The organism is Crossiella sp. S99.2 (assembly GCF_023094165.1).
Classification (GTDB): domain Bacteria; phylum Actinomycetota; class Actinomycetes; order Mycobacteriales; family Pseudonocardiaceae; genus Crossiella.
Genome location: NZ_JALMDK010000024.1, coordinates 39,555 through 55,770, shown reverse-complemented (window position 1 = coordinate 55,770; position 16,216 = coordinate 39,555). Strand labels below are relative to the sequence as shown.

The following is a 16,216-nucleotide window of genomic DNA, read 5'->3' as shown; positions in this document are numbered from 1 at the left end:
CGCTCTCCTGGTGCGCACAACCCTGGACCCGGTACGCGGAGCAGTCCGCGTACTCAGGGGCAGTGTGCTCGCTTTGTGCAGTTCCGCGCTCAGCGGAGCCGCGCACGGCCTGGCGGGCGGTCAGGTCGACGACGGTGTGCTGACCGTGTTGCTCACCCTGATTGTGGCCGCCGCGGGCACTGCGCTGGCCGGCCGCCGCCGTGGCTTGCCCGGTATCCTGCTCGTCCTCGGCCTGGCCCAGTGCGTGCAACACGTGCTCTTCGACCTCACCGAACACGGCCACGCCGGCCCCGGCCTCGCCGATCCGGCGCTGATGACCCTGGCGCACGTCCTTGCTGCCCTCGCTACGGCGTTCCTGCTGGTCAACGCCGAGTCCGCGTTGTTCGCGCTGTTCGCCGCCCTCGGGGTGGTGGCGCGCCGCCGACCGGTCCCGCTGCCCGTGTCCACCTCCCCCCGGCTCGCCATCCTCGGCGGTCCGGCTCCGCTCCTGCTCGAACTGCTGTTGAGCCGCCTCCGAACCCGGCGCGGACCGCCCGCGTTCTCCAGTTAAGGCAGCCCACCCTCCCCACAGCAGTGAAGAAATCAGGAGATATGTCGACTTCCCGACACCGCGCCCTGCTGCGCGCAGGCGCGATCGTGACCTTGACCTCGGCCGCGGCCCTGGTCACCGCGGGCCTGGCCTCGGCCCACGTCAGCGTCCAGCCCGGCGAGGCCGCCAAGGGCAGCTACACCAAGGTCGCCTTCCGGGTGCCCAACGAGTCCGCGACCGCGGGCACGGTGAAGCTTGAGGTCAACCTGCCCAAGGACTTCCCGCTCACCTCGGTGCGCACCAAGGCCGTGCCCGGCTGGAAGGCGTCGGTGACCAAGGTGAAGAACGGCGAGAAGGACGTGGTCAGCACGATCACCTGGCAGGCGGATCAGGGCGTGCGGATCAACCCGGACGAGTTCGCCGAGTTCGAGGTCTCCCTCGGCAAGCTGCCCACCAACACCGACCAGCTGCTGCTGCCCGCCACCCAGACCTACGACGACGGCAAGGTCGTGAAGTGGGACGCCCCGCCCGCGGCCAACGGCCAGGAGCCGGACCACCCGGCGCCGGCGCTGAAGCTGACCGCCGCCGCCGGTGACGCGCACGGCCACGGCGGGGCCGCCACGGCCAGCGCCGTGGCCAAGACCGACGGGCACAAGGACGCGGCCGCCGCGGGCACCGACACCGCGGCCCGCTGGCTCGGCGGCGCCGGCCTGGCCGTGGGCGCGCTCGGCCTCGGCTTCGGCGTGGGCGCGATCCTCCGGGGCAGGCGGTCGGCCGCATGAGGCGCCTGCTCGCCACCCTGGTGATCGCCGGGGCCGCCCTGCTCGGTTCGGCGGCCCCCGCCTTCGCGCACAACGTGCTCTCCGACAGCAACCCCAAGGCCAAGTCCCAGGTGGAGGCCGGTCCGGCGGAGGTGATGCTGAAGTTCGACCAGGAGGTGCAGGACGGCTTCAACACGATCACCGTGACCGGGCCGAACGGCACCCGCTGGGAGGGCGGCACACCCAAGGTGTCCGGCTCGGTGGTCACCGCGGCGCTGCTGCCGCTGGGCCCGGCCGGGGACTACACCATCGGCTACCGGATCCTGTCCGCGGACGGGCACCCGGTGACCGGCGCGGTCCCGTTCACCCTGACCAAGGCCGGTAACGGCACCCCGACCACGGCGACATTGAGCCCACAGGCCGAGGGCAGCACCACCGCCCAGGCCGAGGGCTCGACCGGCACACCGGTGTGGCTGTGGATCGTCGGCGCGGCCGTGCTGCTCATCGCCGGGGTGGCGGTAGCCCTGGTGCTGGCGAAACCCACCAAGAAGGCATGACCACAAGCCGGACCACCATCCCGCTGCTCCTCGGGCTGGCGGCGACCGCGGCAGTCGGAACCACGATCGGTTCCCTGCTCACCGCGGCCGCCCCGGCGCCCGGGGTGCCAGCACCGGGAGCGGTGGTCCGGCTGGGTCTGCCCGCGTTGCGGCTGGCCGTGGACGTGGGTGCGGTGGCCGCGGTCGGACTGGCCATGCTGCCGTTGCTGCTGCGCGGCGGGCGGACCACCCGGACCCGGCCGGTGCTGGTCCGGGCGCACCGGATCGGCCTGGTGCTCGGCGCGGTCTGGGCGATGGCCGCGGTGCTGCTGCTCTGGGTGCAGGCCGCCGAACTCGCCCCGGCCGGACTCGGCCTGGACGGCGCCGCGCTGCTGGACTACGCGGCCACCGTCGGCGCCGGCCGGGCCTTGCTGGTCGCCGCCGCCTGCGCACTGGGCTACACCGTGCTGCACGGCCTCGGCCTGCGCGCGGGTCCCCGGCCGCCTGCCGAGCTGCCGGTGCTGGTGGCCATGCTCGGCCAGATCCCGCTCGCCCTCACCGGGCACTCCGCGTCCGCGGCCAACCACGAGCTGGCACTGCTGTCGATGAGCGTGCACGTGATGGCCGCGGCGGGCTGGGCCGGCGGCCTGGGCGCGATGTTCTTCCTGGTCGTGCCGCATCGCGGCCTGCTGGCCGAGGCGCTGCCGCGGTTCGCCGCGATCGGCACCGTCTGCCTGGGGGCGGTCGCGGTCAGCGGCGTGGTCAACGCCGTCGTCCAGCTCACCGGCCGCCCAGGGATCAGCTGGGCGGCCGCCCTGTTCGGCACCGGTTACGGCTGGGTGGTGCTGACCAAGACGGCCGCGCTGCTGGTGCTCGCCGGACTCGGCGGCTGGCTGCGGTTCCGGCTGATGCCCGCGATCATTCGCCACCGGGCGGCCCCGGTGACCCTGTGGATCTCGCTGGAACTGCTGGTGATGGCGCTGGCGATCGGCCTGGCCGCGGCCTTGGCCAGGGCCTCGCTCAGCTAGGTCATGTCAGTTCCAGCGCGACGTCATTCCTGTTCGGTGAGCGCGGCGGCCCGGCGCTCCTGGCTGAGCTGTTCCAGCCTGGCCACCGCGGCGTTGCCCCGGCGCTGGAGTTCCTCATGGTCGATCCAGCCTGCCGCGTAGTGGCGGTAGTCCTGCGCGAGCATCACCAGCTCGGACAGGTAGTCGGCCGAACGCCGACGACTGGTCTCGGACAGCTCGGTCACCAACGGAAGCTGGCTGTCGACGACCTCATCCAACATCTCCGCGGCTCGCAGGGCCTTCCGGCCGCGCAGACGCGCCTTGCTTTTTGTGGAGAAGCTCAACACGTTTCTCCGCCCTTCGCGATCGCACCCAGCAAGAGTTCGCAGAACGAACATCGCTGCCACCCAGAGTGACCACACTGAGAGTCTTGACGTTCCGTTGACGTCCTTATGTCGTCCTAGAGAAGGATTGCGTTACCGATCGACTCATTCTGAAGGAGGATCGCGGCGAGCTGTATACCCCAGCAGGTGCCAGGTGACGCGGCCGTTCGGGTCAACGATGCGGGGTCCAGCGGGCCCGGGTGTCACCCGAACGGAAGGACTGCAGCCGTTTGGCCAGCTCCGTTCGTACATCCGGGTTACTGCGCAGGATCGAAAGGACGCCGGTGGTCAGCTTCAGCTCGCGCACCTGGCGTAGCACCGGGAAGCCTGGCCACTTCGTGACATCGAAGCCATAAGCCCTGGAGAGTTGCCGATACCGGTCACCCGTGTGCCGGAAGCGCAGCTTGCCCACGGCCAGCGGGGTCAGGTCCCACTCGCGCGGGCCGAAGCAGACCGAGTCCAGGTCGCACAGCAGCGGGCCGATCGGCGTGCTGATCACGTTGCCCACGTGCGCGTCGCCGTGGATGACGCCCTGCGGCAGGTGGTACTCCAGCGCCGCCAGCTCGGCTTCCAGCTCGGTGCACCGGTTGGCCAGGAACTCGCGGTCCTCCGGGTCCAGCTCCTCGGCATCGGCCAGCCGTCGCCGCACATCGCCCAGCGGTTCCCACCTGGCGAGATGGTCGGGGGGTGCGGGCAGTGCGTGCAATCGTTTGAGCAGCTGGGCCAGCTCCAGCCCGGTGGCCTGCCCCACCTCGGGCACCGCCTGCCAGAGCGTGGCCACGTGCCCGTTGACGTGCAGCGGCTGCGGCACGCCCGGCAGCAGGCGGACCGCGGGCACCTCGTGCTCGGCCAGCCAGCTCGCCGCGCGCACCACGTTGTCCGCCCGGTAGCGCAGCGAGGGCGACAGCACGATGCGCACCACCACCGGGTGCGCCAGCAGGTGGAACACCGCGTTGTTGACAAAACGGATCAGCCGCGCGCCGCCCGGGTCCAGCCCGGCGGCGTCGCAGATCTCCCCGAGGGCGGTCCGGAGCTTGGCACGGCTGTACCGTCCGTCCGCGTCGGGGCGAACCCGAACGTTCACGTCATGGTCGTTTCTGCGGGGATCCGGTACGAATCCGAAACTGGCGGACCTCCTCGGCCAGGTCCTTGGCCTCGGCGATGTGCTTGTACCGCTCCGATTCCTGCTGGATGTCGATCATGCGGTCGGCCACCCGGACCGAGTTCACGCCCTCGCCCATGGAGTAGGCGACCCGGCCGACTCGCAGGCCCTCGCCGACATCGCCGGAGCGGATGTGGTTGGCCGCCAGCATGCTCAGCCCGAACACGTGCGTCCGCTTCATGTCCGACTCGTAGCCCTGGGTGCACTTGACCAGCTCGGCCACTGCCAGCGGCGCGTGCTTGGCCCGAAAGTCGTCGTTGCCTGCCAGCGAGTGGTGCACCGAGCCGATCATCCCGTGCAGGTCGTTGACGGTGAAGAAGCGCACCCACTCCGGCGCGTGGTCGAAGTCGGCGCGGGCGAACTCGTCCTTGGTCCGGCCGACCATCTTCATCGCCTGCTCGCGCATGCCCATCATCGCGTAGGCCCAGGCTTCGTTGGCGCACAGCACGGCCACCGTCAGCGCGGAACCGGAATCCTGCGCGGCGAGCTGGCCCAGCTGGAACAGCTTGAGCGCGTCGTTGGGCTCGTCGTAGTGCAGGTAGACCCGGCCCATCCGGTACAGGATGTTGGCCACCAGGTCGTTCTTCTCGCACTGCTTGGCGTATTCCAGCGCCTTGCCGAAGTGGTTGCGCGCCGGGTCCAGCATGCCGGTGTCGAACGAGGTCCAGCCGGCCAGGCTGTGCAGATCGGCCAGGGCCAGCCGCAATCGGCGGCGCACCGGGTCGATCGCGTCCGCGCGCAACAGCTGCTCGGCCCAGGACAGCTGGGCGATCACCGCGTCCCGGCAGGTGCCGCCGCCGTACTGGTAGTCCAGTGCGCGCAATGCCTTGGTCGCGGCCTCGACCTGCATCACATCGGTCTTGCCGATCTTCTCCCTGGCCGGGGTCTGTGCCACGGAAGTGATCCACTGCCCGGGATCCCCGGGCATGCTCACCACCCCCATGGTCACCGAAGCGGCGTGCTGAAGGAACCTCCTCCGCTTCACCGACTCATCCTCCTCGGACAAGGGGTCGTCGGCGATGCCGACCACCCGGACTGCGGTGGCTCCGTCGTAGGCGAGGCCCATGTAGCCACGCGGAACTTGGAGCCCGTCAGCGATCCGGGCAAGCACGTCATATGCCATGACCTGGCGGCCCTTGAGGATCTCCGACACCTCTGACTGTGACTGCCCGGTGCTGGCCGCGATCTGGCGCTGTGACACCCCCACTCGGCGAAGAAGCCGGTACACCGTGCTGATGTCCCGGGCTGCCAAGGCGTCCCGCATCTCCCGTTGCTCCCACGTGTCTGGAGTAACGAGCGGTGGCTGGGATCCGATGGTGTCCATTGCGCCCCCTTACGGTCCGCTGGGCGTCAACCGCAGAGTAAGGGCAGTTCCCGGCGGTGGTGAAGTCCCCATCGGTGAGGCTGATCGGCCCGACTGAACTTGGCCTACCGCTCACCGTGTCACTTACACCGATCGGCGCTGAAACTCCCCGTTCTGGTTCGACTCGGCCCAATCTTAGTTTCGGTAAGGGATCGAGCACGGAGGGAAGTCGGAACCGTGGCGTTGACCGAGTCACCCAGCGTTGCCACCGGCGACGGAGCAGCCCCCATTGGGCAGCTCCCGGCGCCGTGGCAGAGCACGGGCGACCGGCGGTGGTGGCGAGTCAGCTGCCGCGACTCGGTGAACCGGCGTCAGTTCCTGACCGTGCTCGTTGACCGAGACAGGGTTCTCCTCGTCGGGCCTCCCGGCGAGACCGCAGTGCTGTCGGCTGGACAGGTTGGCCAGCTCAAGACAGCTCTGCGCGAGGCCGCCGACCAGGCGGGAAGGTGACGGTGACGTCAGGTGGACGAGATTCTGGGTCAGGTGCTGCGCAACGCGGTCTGGGAACGGCTCGACATGCTTACCGAGCTGGCCAACCGCGCTGACGCCCCGTCCCTGCTGTCCGTCGCGCGTTCCGAGCTGCCCAGGCTCACTGAGGGCTGGCGCGCGATGCTCGCTGCTCACGAACCCGATGACCGCGGCAACTGCCCCGAGTGTTCGACCCGCTGGCGCCAGCAGAAGGCACCGTGTTCGGTGTGGCGCGCGGCGTATGAACACCTCGTGGCCGGTGGCCTCGCTCCACGTCCGGCCAGGCATCTTCGTTCCGCGAAGGTGTCCTGACCCGGGACTGACGTCTCTCGCGGCCCTCGGGCTCTTCCCCGAACCGGGTCAGCCGCGGCAGCCGTCATGTGGCCGGTGGTCCGGGCCGGGCGAACCCCCGACCGCTCCGGGCCGGACCGCCGTGCCAGCTCAAATTGAAAACTAAACAAAGACTTCCGCGGGCCGGTGCTGTAGCACTCCCCTCCCCCCGACCGGCACCGGTCCGCGGATTCCAAAGCCACCCCTCGGGTGGTCTGCCCCTCCCGCGCAGACCATCCGAGGGGTTTCGAATTTCCGGACTTTCGCTCTTTTGAGTGAAAGTTGTCAGGCCACCGCGCGAATTTTGAAGATCAGGAATGAGCCGATCAACGTCAGCGCGGCGGAAACCACGAACAACGCGGGGTAGCCGCCGAACCCGGTGATGATCGGCGTGGCCAGCAGCGGGGCCAGCACCTGCGGCAGGCCGTGGGTGAGGTTGACGATGCCGAGGTCCTTGGCCCGGTCCTGCGCGGTCGGCAGCACCTCGGTGACCAGGGCGGTGGACACCGCGAGGTAGGCGCCGAAGGCTGCGGCCAGGATCACCGAGCTGACCAGCATCATCGGCCAGTTCAGCAGTGGGACCAGGACGATCGAGGACACCGCGACCGCCAGCCCGGCCCAGAAGATGAACCTGCGCCGCCCGCCCCTGCGGTCGGACAGGCCGCCGAAGTACACCGCGGCCGGCACCATGATCACCGCGTTCAGCACGTTGAGCAGCAACAGGTCCGCGTGCGAGTCCGGCCTGCGGATCGCGTCCTGCAGGATGTAGAGCGTGTAGAGGGTGGCCAGCACGAAGCCGAGGTTCATCAGCAGCCGGTTGAGCATCGCCCAGGCGAAGTCCGGGTGCCGCCGCGGTGAGACGTAGAACCCGCGCAGCATCTGGCCGAGCCCGCCGGCCGGCCGCTGCTCCGGGCGGAGCACCGCCTCGGTGGTGCGCAGTGCGAACGGGATCGCGCAGACCAGCAGCAGACCGGCCAGCGCGAAGTAGCCGGGCGTGGCCGGTTTGACCACGTTCACCAGCAGCACGCCGACCAGGGCGCCGACGGTCTGGCCGAAGCCGACCCAGCCGCCGACCAGCCCGCGCTGGGACACCGGCACCCGGTCGGAGATCGAGGCCAGCAGCGCGGCGAGCATGCCGCCGAAGGCGATCTGCACCCCGCACCAGGCCACGATCATCAGTACCGGACCCTCGGCCAGGCCGAGCAGCGCCAGGCTGAGCGCGCCGAGCCCGGCCCCGGCCACCACCCACGGCCGCCGCCTGCCGAACCGGGAACCGGTCCGGTCGGAGGCGAAGCCGACCAGGATGGTGGTGACCATGCTGACCACCCCGCCGACCGCCGCGGTCAGTCCGAACAACGCCTGCTTGTCCGCCGGCGCGAACTGCTGGGCCTGCACCAGCAGCAGCACCTGCACCGGCCCGAAGTGAACCGCCCACACCCCGAGCACGGCCAGGGTGAGCGCGGCGATCCAGCCACCGCGCACCCGCTCGACCGGTTCGGCCAACGCGTCCGGCACCGTCATCGTCATGCCGGCGACGCTAACGAGCCCGCCTCGACACGGACAGCCATCTTCCGCTACCTGACAGTTCGAATCTTGAGAGTGAGCAGCCCGCCGAGCAGCGCGCACACCGCGGCCATCAGGAAGATCATCGAGTAGCCGGAGCCGTCCGCGCCGGTGAGCAGCGGCGCCGCCATCGCAGGCGCGATGAACTGGGGCAACGACTTGCTGATGTTGTTCACGCCCAGGTCCTTGGCCCGGTCGTCCGCGCTGGGCAGCACCTCGCTGGCAATGGCCAGGTCCACCGAGTTGGCCATGCCGAGGCCGACGCCGAGCAGCACCGAACTGAGCAGGAACAGCTCCCAGGTCGGGTTGACCACCAGCATCCCCGCGGACACCGCCATGATCACCCCGGCCACCACCGCGAAGATCTTGCGCTTGCCGAGCCGGTCGGAGATGTGGCCGAAGACGGCGGCCGCGCACAGGGTGCCGACGGTGGTGATGATGGAGACCGTCGCGGTGCCGGCCACCGGGTCCTCGTACTTGATCACGTCGGCGAGGTAGAACAGCGTGTAGAGGCTGCCCAGCACGAAGCTGATGGTGATCAGAAACTGGCTGGCGATGGCCCACATGAAGTCGCGGTGCCTGCGCGGGGAGATCCACAGCGACCGCAGCACCGGACGGCGTCCCGGCGGCAGCACCGGGTCCCGGTTGAGCAGCAGGAACGGCAGCACGGCCAGGATCTGCAGCACCGCGCAGAGCCCGTAGCCGGTGAGCGGGTCGGTGGTGATCGAGATGACCATGCTGCCGACCAGCGAACCGCCGGCCTGGGCCAGCCCGACCAGTCCGCTGATCAGGCCGCGCTGGCTGCTGGGCACGTGGTCGGGCATGGCGGCGAGCAGTCCGCAGAAGATCGCGGCCGAGCCGAGCTGCACCAGGCACCAGCCCACCAGCAGGCCGGTGACCGTGTCCTGCTGGCTGAGCAGCAGCATGCTGACCGTGGAGACGGCCACGCCGCCGACGATCCACGGCTTGCGCGGGCCGAATCTGGAGGTGGTGCGGTCGGAGGCCAGGCCGAAGAGGATGTGCGCGACCATCAGCACCAGCGCGCCCACCCCGGTGATCAGCCCGAGGCTGTTCTCCTTGTCCTCCGGCGCGGCGTGCGCGGCCTGGATCGGCAGCAACAGCACGGTCGGTCCGAAGTAGACGATCCACATGCCGAGCGTGGCCGCGGTGAGCGAGCCGATCCAGACCGGACCGACCCGGCGATCGGGTTCCAGCAATCGTTCCGGTGCGGTGATTGTCATGGGTGGCCCCCCAGTACTGACTGCGCTGACCGGGGCACAGTAAGAGTCCACCAGGCTTGTGAACAGGCAGAACAAGGAATCTGTAGTGGGAGGGGCAGAATGGTTACCTGGTTGTCACGCCACGCCGCGGATCCGGCTCACCAGTAGCCCGCCGACCAGAGTCACCAGGGCTGCCAGCCCGTACAGGGCGGGGTAGCCGCCCAGGTAGGCCAGCACGGGCGCGGCCACCGCCGGGGCCAGCACCTGCGGCAGCGCCGAGGCGATGTTGATCATGCCGAGGTCCTTGGCCCGGTCCTCCGCGGCCGGCAACACCTCGGTGAGCAGGGCGAAGTCCACCGAGGTGTAGACGCCGAAGCCCAGGCCCAGCACCACGGTGCCGAGGAGCACCGCGGGCCACACCGGCCAGAGCACCAGCACCGCCAGCGCGGCGGCCATCACCACCGAGGCCGCGGTGACGAAGACCTTTCGTCGCCCCACCCGGTCCGACCAACGGCCGGCCAGCACCGTGGTGGCCACCATGCTCACCCCGTAGATCGAGGTCAGGATCAGCACGCCGGTGCTCGGATCGGGGTGCCGGACCGCGTCGGTGAGGAAGAACAGCAGGTAGAGGGTGCCGAAGGCGTTGCCGAGGTTGAGCAGGAACCGGGTCAGCCAGGCCCAGGCGAAGTCCGGGTGCGCCCGCGGCGAGACCCAGAACCGGGCCAGAGTTCGGCCCGGCCGAACTCCAGGCTCCGGCGCCACGCCGGGATCCCGGCTGCGCACGACGAACGGCAGCACCGCGGCGACGAGCAACGTCGCACATCCGAGGTAACCCCATTGGATCCCGCCGATCGCGGTGGCCAGCGCGGTGCCGCCGAGCACGCCCAGCATCTGGGCCAGGCCGACCCAGCCGCCGACCACGCCACGCTGATCCACCGGCACGTGGTCGGGCACCTCGGCGGTCAGCGCGGCCAGCGCCACGTTCACCGCGGCCTGCACCAGGCACCAGCCGATCGCCATGGTCAGCACGCTGTTCGCGCCGGCGAGCAGGACGAGCGCGGCGGCGCCGGCCAGCGCGCCACCCACGGTCCACGGGTGCCGTCGCCCGAACCGCCCCCTGGTGCGGTCGGACAGTGCCCCGGCCAGTGGGTTGGCCACCACCGACACCGCCGCGCCAAGGCCGGTGACCAGCGCGAGCACGGTTTCCTTGTGGTCAGGCGAAAACAGCGCGGCCTGCTGGCCGAGCAGCAGGTTGAGCGGTCCGAAAAAGGCCGCCCACACCCCGACGTTGGCCAGGGTGAGCAGGCCGATCCAGCCGCCGCCGACCCGCCGCCGGGGCGCGAGCGTGGTCATCCCCGCTTCCCGAGCTGCTCCCGCAGCCAGTGGAAGGAGTCCTTGCGGGTGCGCTGCTGGGTGGCGAAGTCCACGTGCACCAGCCCGAACGGCTGGCCGTAGCCCTCGGCCCACTCGAAGTTGTCCAGCAGGCTCCACACGTAATAACCGCGCACGTCCACCCCGGCCTCGATGGCCTGGGACAGCGCGGCCAGGTGCCCGGTCAGGAAGTCGATCCGCGGCTGGTCGTGCACCTGGCCGTCGACCAGGTCCTCGGCGAAGCTCGCGCCGTTCTCGGTGATGTAGACCGGCGGCAGCGCGGTGTCGTACCGCTTCCGCAGCTGGACGAGCAGTTCGCGCAACCCGTCCGGCACGATCGGCGAGCCCATCAGCGTGGCCGGGTGCTCGGGGATGTCGCCCAGGTCGAAGGGCAGCGGGTTGCCCTCGGAGGGGGCGCCGATCCGGGTGGGGTTGTAGTAGTTGACCCCGTAGAAGTCGAGCGGCTCACTGATGATCCGCAGGTCCTCGGCCGGGATTTCCAGCCCTGGCAGGTGTTCCGGCACGGTGCCGAGCAGGATCGGGTCGGCGAACAGGCCGTTGTGCAGGGCGTCGTAGGCGGCGGCCGCGGCCAGCGTCTCCGGACGGTCGTCCGCGGCCCAGACCGGGGTGTGGTTGTTCGCGGTGCCGATCGAGTTCGCCCCGCCCGCGCGCAGCGCCCGCACCGCGAGCCCGTGCGCGAGCAGCTGGTGGTGTGCGGTGGGCAGCGCGTCGAAGAGCAGGGTCTGGCCGGGCGCGTGCTGGCCCATGCCATAGCCCAGCAACGTGATCATCGCGGGCTCGTTGAGTGGCACCCACATCGCGACCCGGTCGGCGAAGGCATCGGCCAGCACCGCGGCGTAGTCGGCGAAGCGGGCGGCGATGTCCCGGTTGAGCCAGCCGCCCTCGTCCTCAAGCACCTGCGGGGTGTCCCAGTGGTAGAGCGTGGCCATCGGCGCGATGCCGTGATCGCACAAGGTGTCGATCAGCCGGTCGTAGAAGCCGAGGCCCTCCCGGCTGAGCGTGCGCCCGTCCGGCTGGATCCGCGGCCAGGCGAAGGAGAACCGGTAGCTGTCCAGGCCCAGCTCGCGCATGAGCGCGATGTCCTCCGGATACCGGTGGTAGTGGTCGCAGGCCACCTCGCCGGTCTCACCCGACCGGGTTTTTCCGGCCGTCGCACTGAAGGTGTCCCAGGTGGAGAGCCCACGGCCGCCCGCGGTTACGGCACCCTCGATCTGGTACGCGGAGGTGGCAACCCCCCACACGAAGCCATCGGGAAAGGTCACCGAGCCTCCTCAGGCTAATGTGAATCCGATTCGCATCTTAGGCGTGTCGCGGTTCACACGAAAGAGCATCGCTGTCGATCACGCCAGAATGGACGCCTGTCCGCCGCCGAATGCCCCAGGGAGCCGCCCGTGTCAGCAGATCTCACCCCGCTCCGGCGCCGCCCGGTCCAGCAGCGCAGCGCGCAGCGGGTCGAACGGATGCTGGACGCCTGCGCCGAACTGGTCGCCGAACTGGGCTATGACGGGGTCACCACCACCCTGATCGCCGAACGCGCCGGCGTCGCGGTCGGCTCGCTCTACCAGTTCTTCCCGGACAAGCGGGCCGTGGTGCAGGCGCTGACCATGCGCAACCTGGACCGCTTCCTCAGCAAGGTGCTCGAACGCCTGGCCGAGGTCGAGCTGGCGCACTGGTGGGATGTGGTGGACCGGGCCTTCGACGTCTACATCGCCATGCACCGCGAGGTGCCCGGCTTCCGCAAGGTGCACTTCGGCGACGCGGTGGACGTGCGGCTGCTCGATGACGGCAAGGACAACAACACGGTGATCGCCGACCGGCTGGCGCAGCTGATCACCGAGCGGTTCGGGCTTCCGCTCAGCGAAGTCCAGCTGCCCATGGCGGTGGCCATCGAGGCCGCGGACGCGGTGCTGCACCTGGCTTTCCGGCACGACCCCGACGGCGACCCGAGGGTGGTCGCCGAGGCCAAGGCGCTGGTCCGGGACTACCTGGGCAGCCGGATCCGCTAACCGAAAGCCCGGCCCTCGCCGCGGTAGGTGGGCGCGCTCAGGCTGACCTGATCGCCGTCGATCAGGTGGAACTCGGTGAAGCGCTCGGCCAGCTCGCCGGCCTTGGCGTGCCGGAACCAGACCCGGTCGCCGATGGCCAGCCCGTCGGCGGCCTTGCCGACCAGCGGGGTCTGCACCTCGCCCGCGCCCTCCATCGCGTTGAGCTTGAGGCCCCTGGGCAGATAGGGAACCGGCACCCGGTCCGGGCCCACCGGTCCGGAGGCGAGGTAGCCCCCGGCGAAAACGGTGGCGGTGTCCCTAGTCGGCCTGCGCACCACCGGCAGCGCAAACAACGCGGCCGGCCGCAGGTGCAGGTGCTCGTAGTTGTCGAACAGGGTGGGCGCGAGCAGGCCGGACCCGGCGGTCAGCTCGGTGACCGCGTCCTCGGCCGCGGTCCGCTCCAGGCTGCCGGTGCCGCCGCCGTTGACGAACTCCAGCTCGGCCACCGAGCGCACCGCGGCCACCGCCAGCGCGCGCCGCTCGGCCAGTTCGGCCAGCGACTGCTTCTGCATCCAGCGCACCGCGAGCCCGCGCACCGGCCTGCCGATCGGCTTGTTCCCGAGCCCTGCCACCTGGGCCTCGTAGGACATGATCCCGACCAGCGCGAACCCCGGCCTGCGCACGACCTCCACCGCCAGTGATCGGGCCTGCGCCGGGGTGTGCACCGGCGAGCGCCGGACCCCGACGTGCACCGCGCCGGAGAGCGGTCGCCAGGAGGCGTCCAGTTCCAGGCAGACCCGGATCTCCGGGTGGCCGGGCCCGAGCACCTCGGTGATCAGGTCCAGGTGCGCGGGATCGTCGATCATCAGCGTGATCGCGGCCCGGGCCCCGTCGTCGGCGGCCAGCTTCTGCAGCGCGGCGCGGTCGACGGTCGGGTAGCCGATGAGCAGGTCGTCACTCACCCCCGCGCCGTGCAGCCACAGCGCCTCGTTGAGGGAGTAGCACATGAGACCGGCGTAGCCCGGATCGGCGAGCGCGAGCTTGAGCAGCTCGCGCACCCGCACCGACTTGCTGGCCAGCCGGATCGGCCTGCCGTGCGCACGGCGGACCAGCTCGGCGGCATTGCTGTGGAACGCCGCGAGGTCGACCGCGGCCAGTGGCGGGTCGAGATGCGCGGTCGCGGCGTCGAAGCGGGACCTGGTCTGCGTGGCGAGCACACTGCAACGGTAAGCCGAAAACCTTGAAAGGTGAAACCTCTTCACGTACGTTCACCAACATCCGCCCCGAGGATTGCGGAGGGTAGCCTTGCCGCGACAGAGTGACACTGGCTCGTGGACCAACTGGGCCCGGACCGCCACCGCGCGGCCGGCCCGCACCGCCCGCCCCCGGGACGTGGAGGAGATCGCCGCCGCGGTGAAGGCTGCGGCCCGGGACGACCTCACGGTGCGCCCCCTGGGCAGCGGCCACTCGTTCAGTGCGGTCGGTTCACCCGAAGGTGGGCTGGCGCTGGACCTGTCCGACTGGCGCGGCGTGATCGCGGCCGACCACCAGACCGGCCTGGTCACCGTGCGCGCGGGCACCCCGCTGCACCAGCTCAACCACGAGCTGGACCAGCTCGGCCTGGCCATGACCAACCTGGGCGACATCGACCGGCAGACCGTGGCCGGCGCCATCTCCACCGGCACCCACGGCACTGGCGCGAGCTTCGGCGGACTGGCCACCCAGGTGCAGGCACTGGAGCTGGTGCTGGCCGACGGTTCGCTGCTGCGCTGCTCGGCAACGGAGAACCCGGCCGAGTTCAGCGCGGCCAAGGTCGGTCTCGGCGCGTTGGGCGTGCTGACCACGGTGACCCTGCGGTGCGAACCGGCGTTCGCGCTCCAGGCCGCGGAGTACCCGGCCGGCCTGGACGAGACGATCGAGTGCTTCGACGAGCTGACCGCGGCCAACGACCACGCCGAGTTCCACTGGTTCGTGCACACCGACCGGGTCATGGTGAAGCGGAACAACCGCCTGCCGGTGGACGCGCCAAGGCAACCACTGCACCCGGTGCGCCGGTTCTTCGAGTACGAGGTGCTGGAGAACGCCGCGCTGGCCGCGGTCTGCCACACCGGCCGCGCAATCCCGAGCCTGGTCCGCCCGCTGAACCGGCTGTGCGCCAAGGTGCTCGGCGAGCGCAGCTACAGCGACGCCTCGCACCGGGTGTTCACCACACCGCGCCGGGTCCGCTTCACCGAGACCGAGTACGCGATCCCCCGGGAGCACCTGCGCGAGGTGCTCACCGAACTCCGCGCCGCCTCCGAGCGCCTGGAACACCCGGTGAACATCCCGGTCGAGGTCCGGGTGGCCGCCGCCGATGACATCTGGTTGTCCACCGCGACCGGCAGGCCGACCGCGTACCTGGCCATCCACCAGTTCCTCGGCATGCCCTACCGGCACTGGTTCGACACGTTCGAGCAGATCGCCTATGCGGCGGGTGGCCGTCCGCACTGGGGGAAGATGCATAGCCAGACGGAGGACTCGCTCCGCGGCCGTTATCCGCGTTTCGCCGACTTCCAGGCCGTGCGCGCTGCCCTTGACCCGCACGGCCGCTTCCGCAACCGGTACCTGGACCGGGTGCTGGGCACTACTAACTGACCATGGTGGCCAGGATCCGGTCGTAGACCACCTCACGCAGCCACCGCACGGTGACTTCTTGCTCGATCGGGAAGTCCTGCGGCGGCCGGCCGCGCAGGGTCAGCTCGACCGAGCCCTGGTCCTGGGCTGTGGCCACCGACACACCGTAGTGACCGGCACGCATCAGGCAGTTCGCCAGGAAGTCATCGCCCTCGGCCACCGCCGACGGCACCACGACCGCCGTGTTGGTGAACCGGGAGAAGGGAACGACCGAGGTCAGCGCGGTGCGCCAGTGCCGGGACAACGCGATCGCGCCGACCAGGCGGACCGCCGGCGCGGGCACCATGCCTGCCAGTTCGGGCCAGACCCAGGTGGAGACGGTGGTCCGGTCGGTGACCGGCGGACACCCCAGCGCGAGCCGCTCGGCGTGCGCGTCGGTGATCAGCTCGGCGACCATGACCACCCGGCGGCCGAGCAGGGTCATCGGCGGCAGCATGACCCCGCCCCAGCCCAGCAGTTCGGCGGCCCGAGCGGCCAGATGTTCCGGCGGAGCGGGTAACTCGACCGGGGCGATTGATCGGGCCGGAATGACAGGCAGTCCACCCTGGACTGTCGGCTGGCCCGTGGTGCGGCTCACGATCTTCGCCTCCCTGCGGCTTCACCACCGTGGTTGCCCGCAGTGGCGTTCTTGGCGTTCCGGAGCTGGTTCGTTCGCTGACGCCTTAACTGATTTACCAGGTCAGGGCCCTACCGCAGGGAATGCCCATACCAAGTTGCGACCGGCGGCCGAAGTCAGTCGGTAACCGGTCGGTGCACGGTCAAGCACTTCAGCCCGGCAGTGCGGCCGTTCGTGTGAGACCCACACGCTCACCGCTCACCGCGCCCCAAAGCCCGCCAACCGCCC

16 protein-coding genes are annotated in these 16,216 nt (G+C 70.3%); 7 read left to right on the top strand and 9 right to left on the bottom strand.

What is annotated here, in order from left to right; translation table 11 throughout:
• Positions 1-10 precede the first annotated feature (10 nt).
• From MZC64_RS45670 to MZC64_RS45655, 4 genes are read left to right on the top strand one after another with little or no spacing between them, the layout of a single operon-like run.
• Complete coding sequence (locus tag MZC64_RS45670; RefSeq protein WP_247765923.1) at positions 11-550, top strand: hypothetical protein; 540 nt, start codon at positions 11-13, stop codon at positions 548-550.
• Between the two features lie 41 nt (positions 551-591).
• The gene (locus tag MZC64_RS45665; protein WP_247765922.1) at positions 592-1,311 is read left to right on the top strand and encodes a YcnI family protein; all 720 of its coding nucleotides are present in this window, start codon (positions 592-594) and stop codon (positions 1,309-1,311) included.
• The gene (locus MZC64_RS45660; RefSeq protein ID WP_247765921.1) at positions 1,308-1,847 is read left to right on the top strand and encodes a copper resistance CopC family protein; all 540 of its coding nucleotides are present in this window, start codon (positions 1,308-1,310) and stop codon (positions 1,845-1,847) included. Before MZC64_RS45665 ends, MZC64_RS45660 begins: the two co-directional genes overlap by 4 nt.
• Entirely contained in the window at positions 1,844-2,854 is a 1,011-nt protein-coding gene (locus MZC64_RS45655; protein WP_247765920.1) for a CopD family protein, read from the top strand. Before MZC64_RS45660 ends, MZC64_RS45655 begins: the two co-directional genes overlap by 4 nt.
• A gap of 23 nt (positions 2,855-2,877) precedes the next feature.
• On the opposite strand, the gene MZC64_RS45650 is transcribed toward MZC64_RS45655, so the two are convergent.
• The 3 genes from MZC64_RS45650 to MZC64_RS45640 form a co-directional block, all read right to left on the bottom strand.
• Positions 2,878-3,078, bottom strand: coding sequence for a hypothetical protein (locus MZC64_RS45650; RefSeq protein ID WP_247765919.1), 201 nt, complete (start codon positions 3,076-3,078; stop codon positions 2,878-2,880).
• Positions 3,079-3,388: 310 nt separating this feature from the next.
• Entirely contained in the window at positions 3,389-4,300 is a 912-nt protein-coding gene (locus MZC64_RS45645; RefSeq protein WP_247765918.1) for an aminoglycoside phosphotransferase family protein, read from the bottom strand.
• Position 4,301: 1 nt separating this feature from the next.
• On the bottom strand, positions 4,302-5,702 hold the full coding sequence (locus MZC64_RS45640; RefSeq protein ID WP_247765917.1) for a helix-turn-helix transcriptional regulator: 1,401 nt from the start codon (positions 5,700-5,702) through the stop codon (positions 4,302-4,304).
• A 501-nt stretch (positions 5,703-6,203) separates the two neighbouring features.
• On the opposite strand from MZC64_RS45640, the gene MZC64_RS45635 reads away from it, so the two are divergent.
• Positions 6,204-6,521, top strand: coding sequence for a hypothetical protein (locus MZC64_RS45635; RefSeq protein ID WP_185001051.1), 318 nt, complete (start codon positions 6,204-6,206; stop codon positions 6,519-6,521).
• 303 nt (positions 6,522-6,824) lie between these two features.
• On the opposite strand, the gene MZC64_RS45630 is transcribed toward MZC64_RS45635, so the two are convergent.
• The 4 genes from MZC64_RS45630 to MZC64_RS45615 all read right to left on the bottom strand — a co-directional run bounded on the left by MZC64_RS45630 (position 6,825) and on the right by MZC64_RS45615 (position 11,976).
• A complete protein-coding gene (locus tag MZC64_RS45630) occupies positions 6,825-8,066 on the bottom strand; it encodes an MFS transporter (RefSeq protein ID WP_247765916.1) in 1,242 nt (413 codons plus the stop codon).
• A 47-nt stretch (positions 8,067-8,113) separates the two neighbouring features.
• Entirely contained in the window at positions 8,114-9,343 is a 1,230-nt protein-coding gene (locus MZC64_RS45625) for an MFS transporter (RefSeq protein WP_247765915.1), read from the bottom strand.
• 114 nt (positions 9,344-9,457) lie between these two features.
• Positions 9,458-10,675, bottom strand: coding sequence for an MFS transporter (locus MZC64_RS45620; protein WP_247765914.1), 1,218 nt, complete (start codon positions 10,673-10,675; stop codon positions 9,458-9,460).
• Positions 10,672-11,976, bottom strand: coding sequence for a GH1 family beta-glucosidase (locus tag MZC64_RS45615; protein ID WP_247765913.1), 1,305 nt, complete (start codon positions 11,974-11,976; stop codon positions 10,672-10,674). Before MZC64_RS45615 ends, MZC64_RS45620 begins: the two co-directional genes overlap by 4 nt.
• A 129-nt stretch (positions 11,977-12,105) precedes the next feature.
• On the opposite strand from MZC64_RS45615, the gene MZC64_RS45610 reads away from it, so the two are divergent.
• Entirely contained in the window at positions 12,106-12,720 is a 615-nt protein-coding gene (locus MZC64_RS45610; RefSeq protein WP_247765912.1) for a TetR family transcriptional regulator, read from the top strand.
• Here MZC64_RS45610 and MZC64_RS45605 read toward each other — a convergent pair.
• Entirely contained in the window at positions 12,717-13,916 is a 1,200-nt protein-coding gene (locus MZC64_RS45605) for an amino acid deaminase/aldolase (RefSeq protein ID WP_247765911.1), read from the bottom strand. The two genes, MZC64_RS45610 and MZC64_RS45605, sit on opposite strands and share 4 nt — an antisense overlap.
• Before the next feature lie 88 nt (positions 13,917-14,004).
• Here MZC64_RS45605 and MZC64_RS45600 point away from each other — a divergent pair, with 88 nt between their 5' ends.
• The gene (locus MZC64_RS45600; protein WP_247765910.1) at positions 14,005-15,333 is read left to right on the top strand and encodes a D-arabinono-1,4-lactone oxidase; all 1,329 of its coding nucleotides are present in this window, start codon (positions 14,005-14,007) and stop codon (positions 15,331-15,333) included.
• Here MZC64_RS45600 and MZC64_RS45595 read toward each other — a convergent pair.
• Complete coding sequence (locus MZC64_RS45595; RefSeq protein WP_247765909.1) at positions 15,326-15,949, bottom strand: hypothetical protein; 624 nt, start codon at positions 15,947-15,949, stop codon at positions 15,326-15,328. The genes MZC64_RS45600 and MZC64_RS45595 overlap by 8 nt on opposite strands.
• Positions 15,950-16,216: the final 267 nt, after the last annotated feature.

Excerpts from the sequence above, each read along its gene's own strand:
- MZC64_RS45665 (WP_247765922.1), top strand. The coding sequence starts at position 592 with ATGTCGACTTCCCGACACCGCGCCCTGCTGCGCGCAGGCGCGATCGTG.
- MZC64_RS45660 (WP_247765921.1), top strand. The coding sequence starts at position 1,308 with ATGAGGCGCCTGCTCGCCACCCTGGTGATCGCCGGGGCCGCCCTGCTC.
- MZC64_RS45655 (WP_247765920.1), top strand. The coding sequence starts at position 1,844 with ATGACCACAAGCCGGACCACCATCCCGCTGCTCCTCGGGCTGGCGGCG.
- MZC64_RS45640 (WP_247765917.1), bottom strand. The coding sequence starts at position 5,702 with ATGGACACCATCGGATCCCAGCCACCGCTCGTTACTCCAGACACGTGG.
- MZC64_RS45630 (WP_247765916.1), bottom strand. The coding sequence starts at position 8,066 with ATGACGATGACGGTGCCGGACGCGTTGGCCGAACCGGTCGAGCGGGTG.
- MZC64_RS45625 (WP_247765915.1), bottom strand. The coding sequence starts at position 9,343 with ATGACAATCACCGCACCGGAACGATTGCTGGAACCCGATCGCCGGGTC.
- MZC64_RS45620 (WP_247765914.1), bottom strand. The coding sequence starts at position 10,675 with ATGACCACGCTCGCGCCCCGGCGGCGGGTCGGCGGCGGCTGGATCGGC.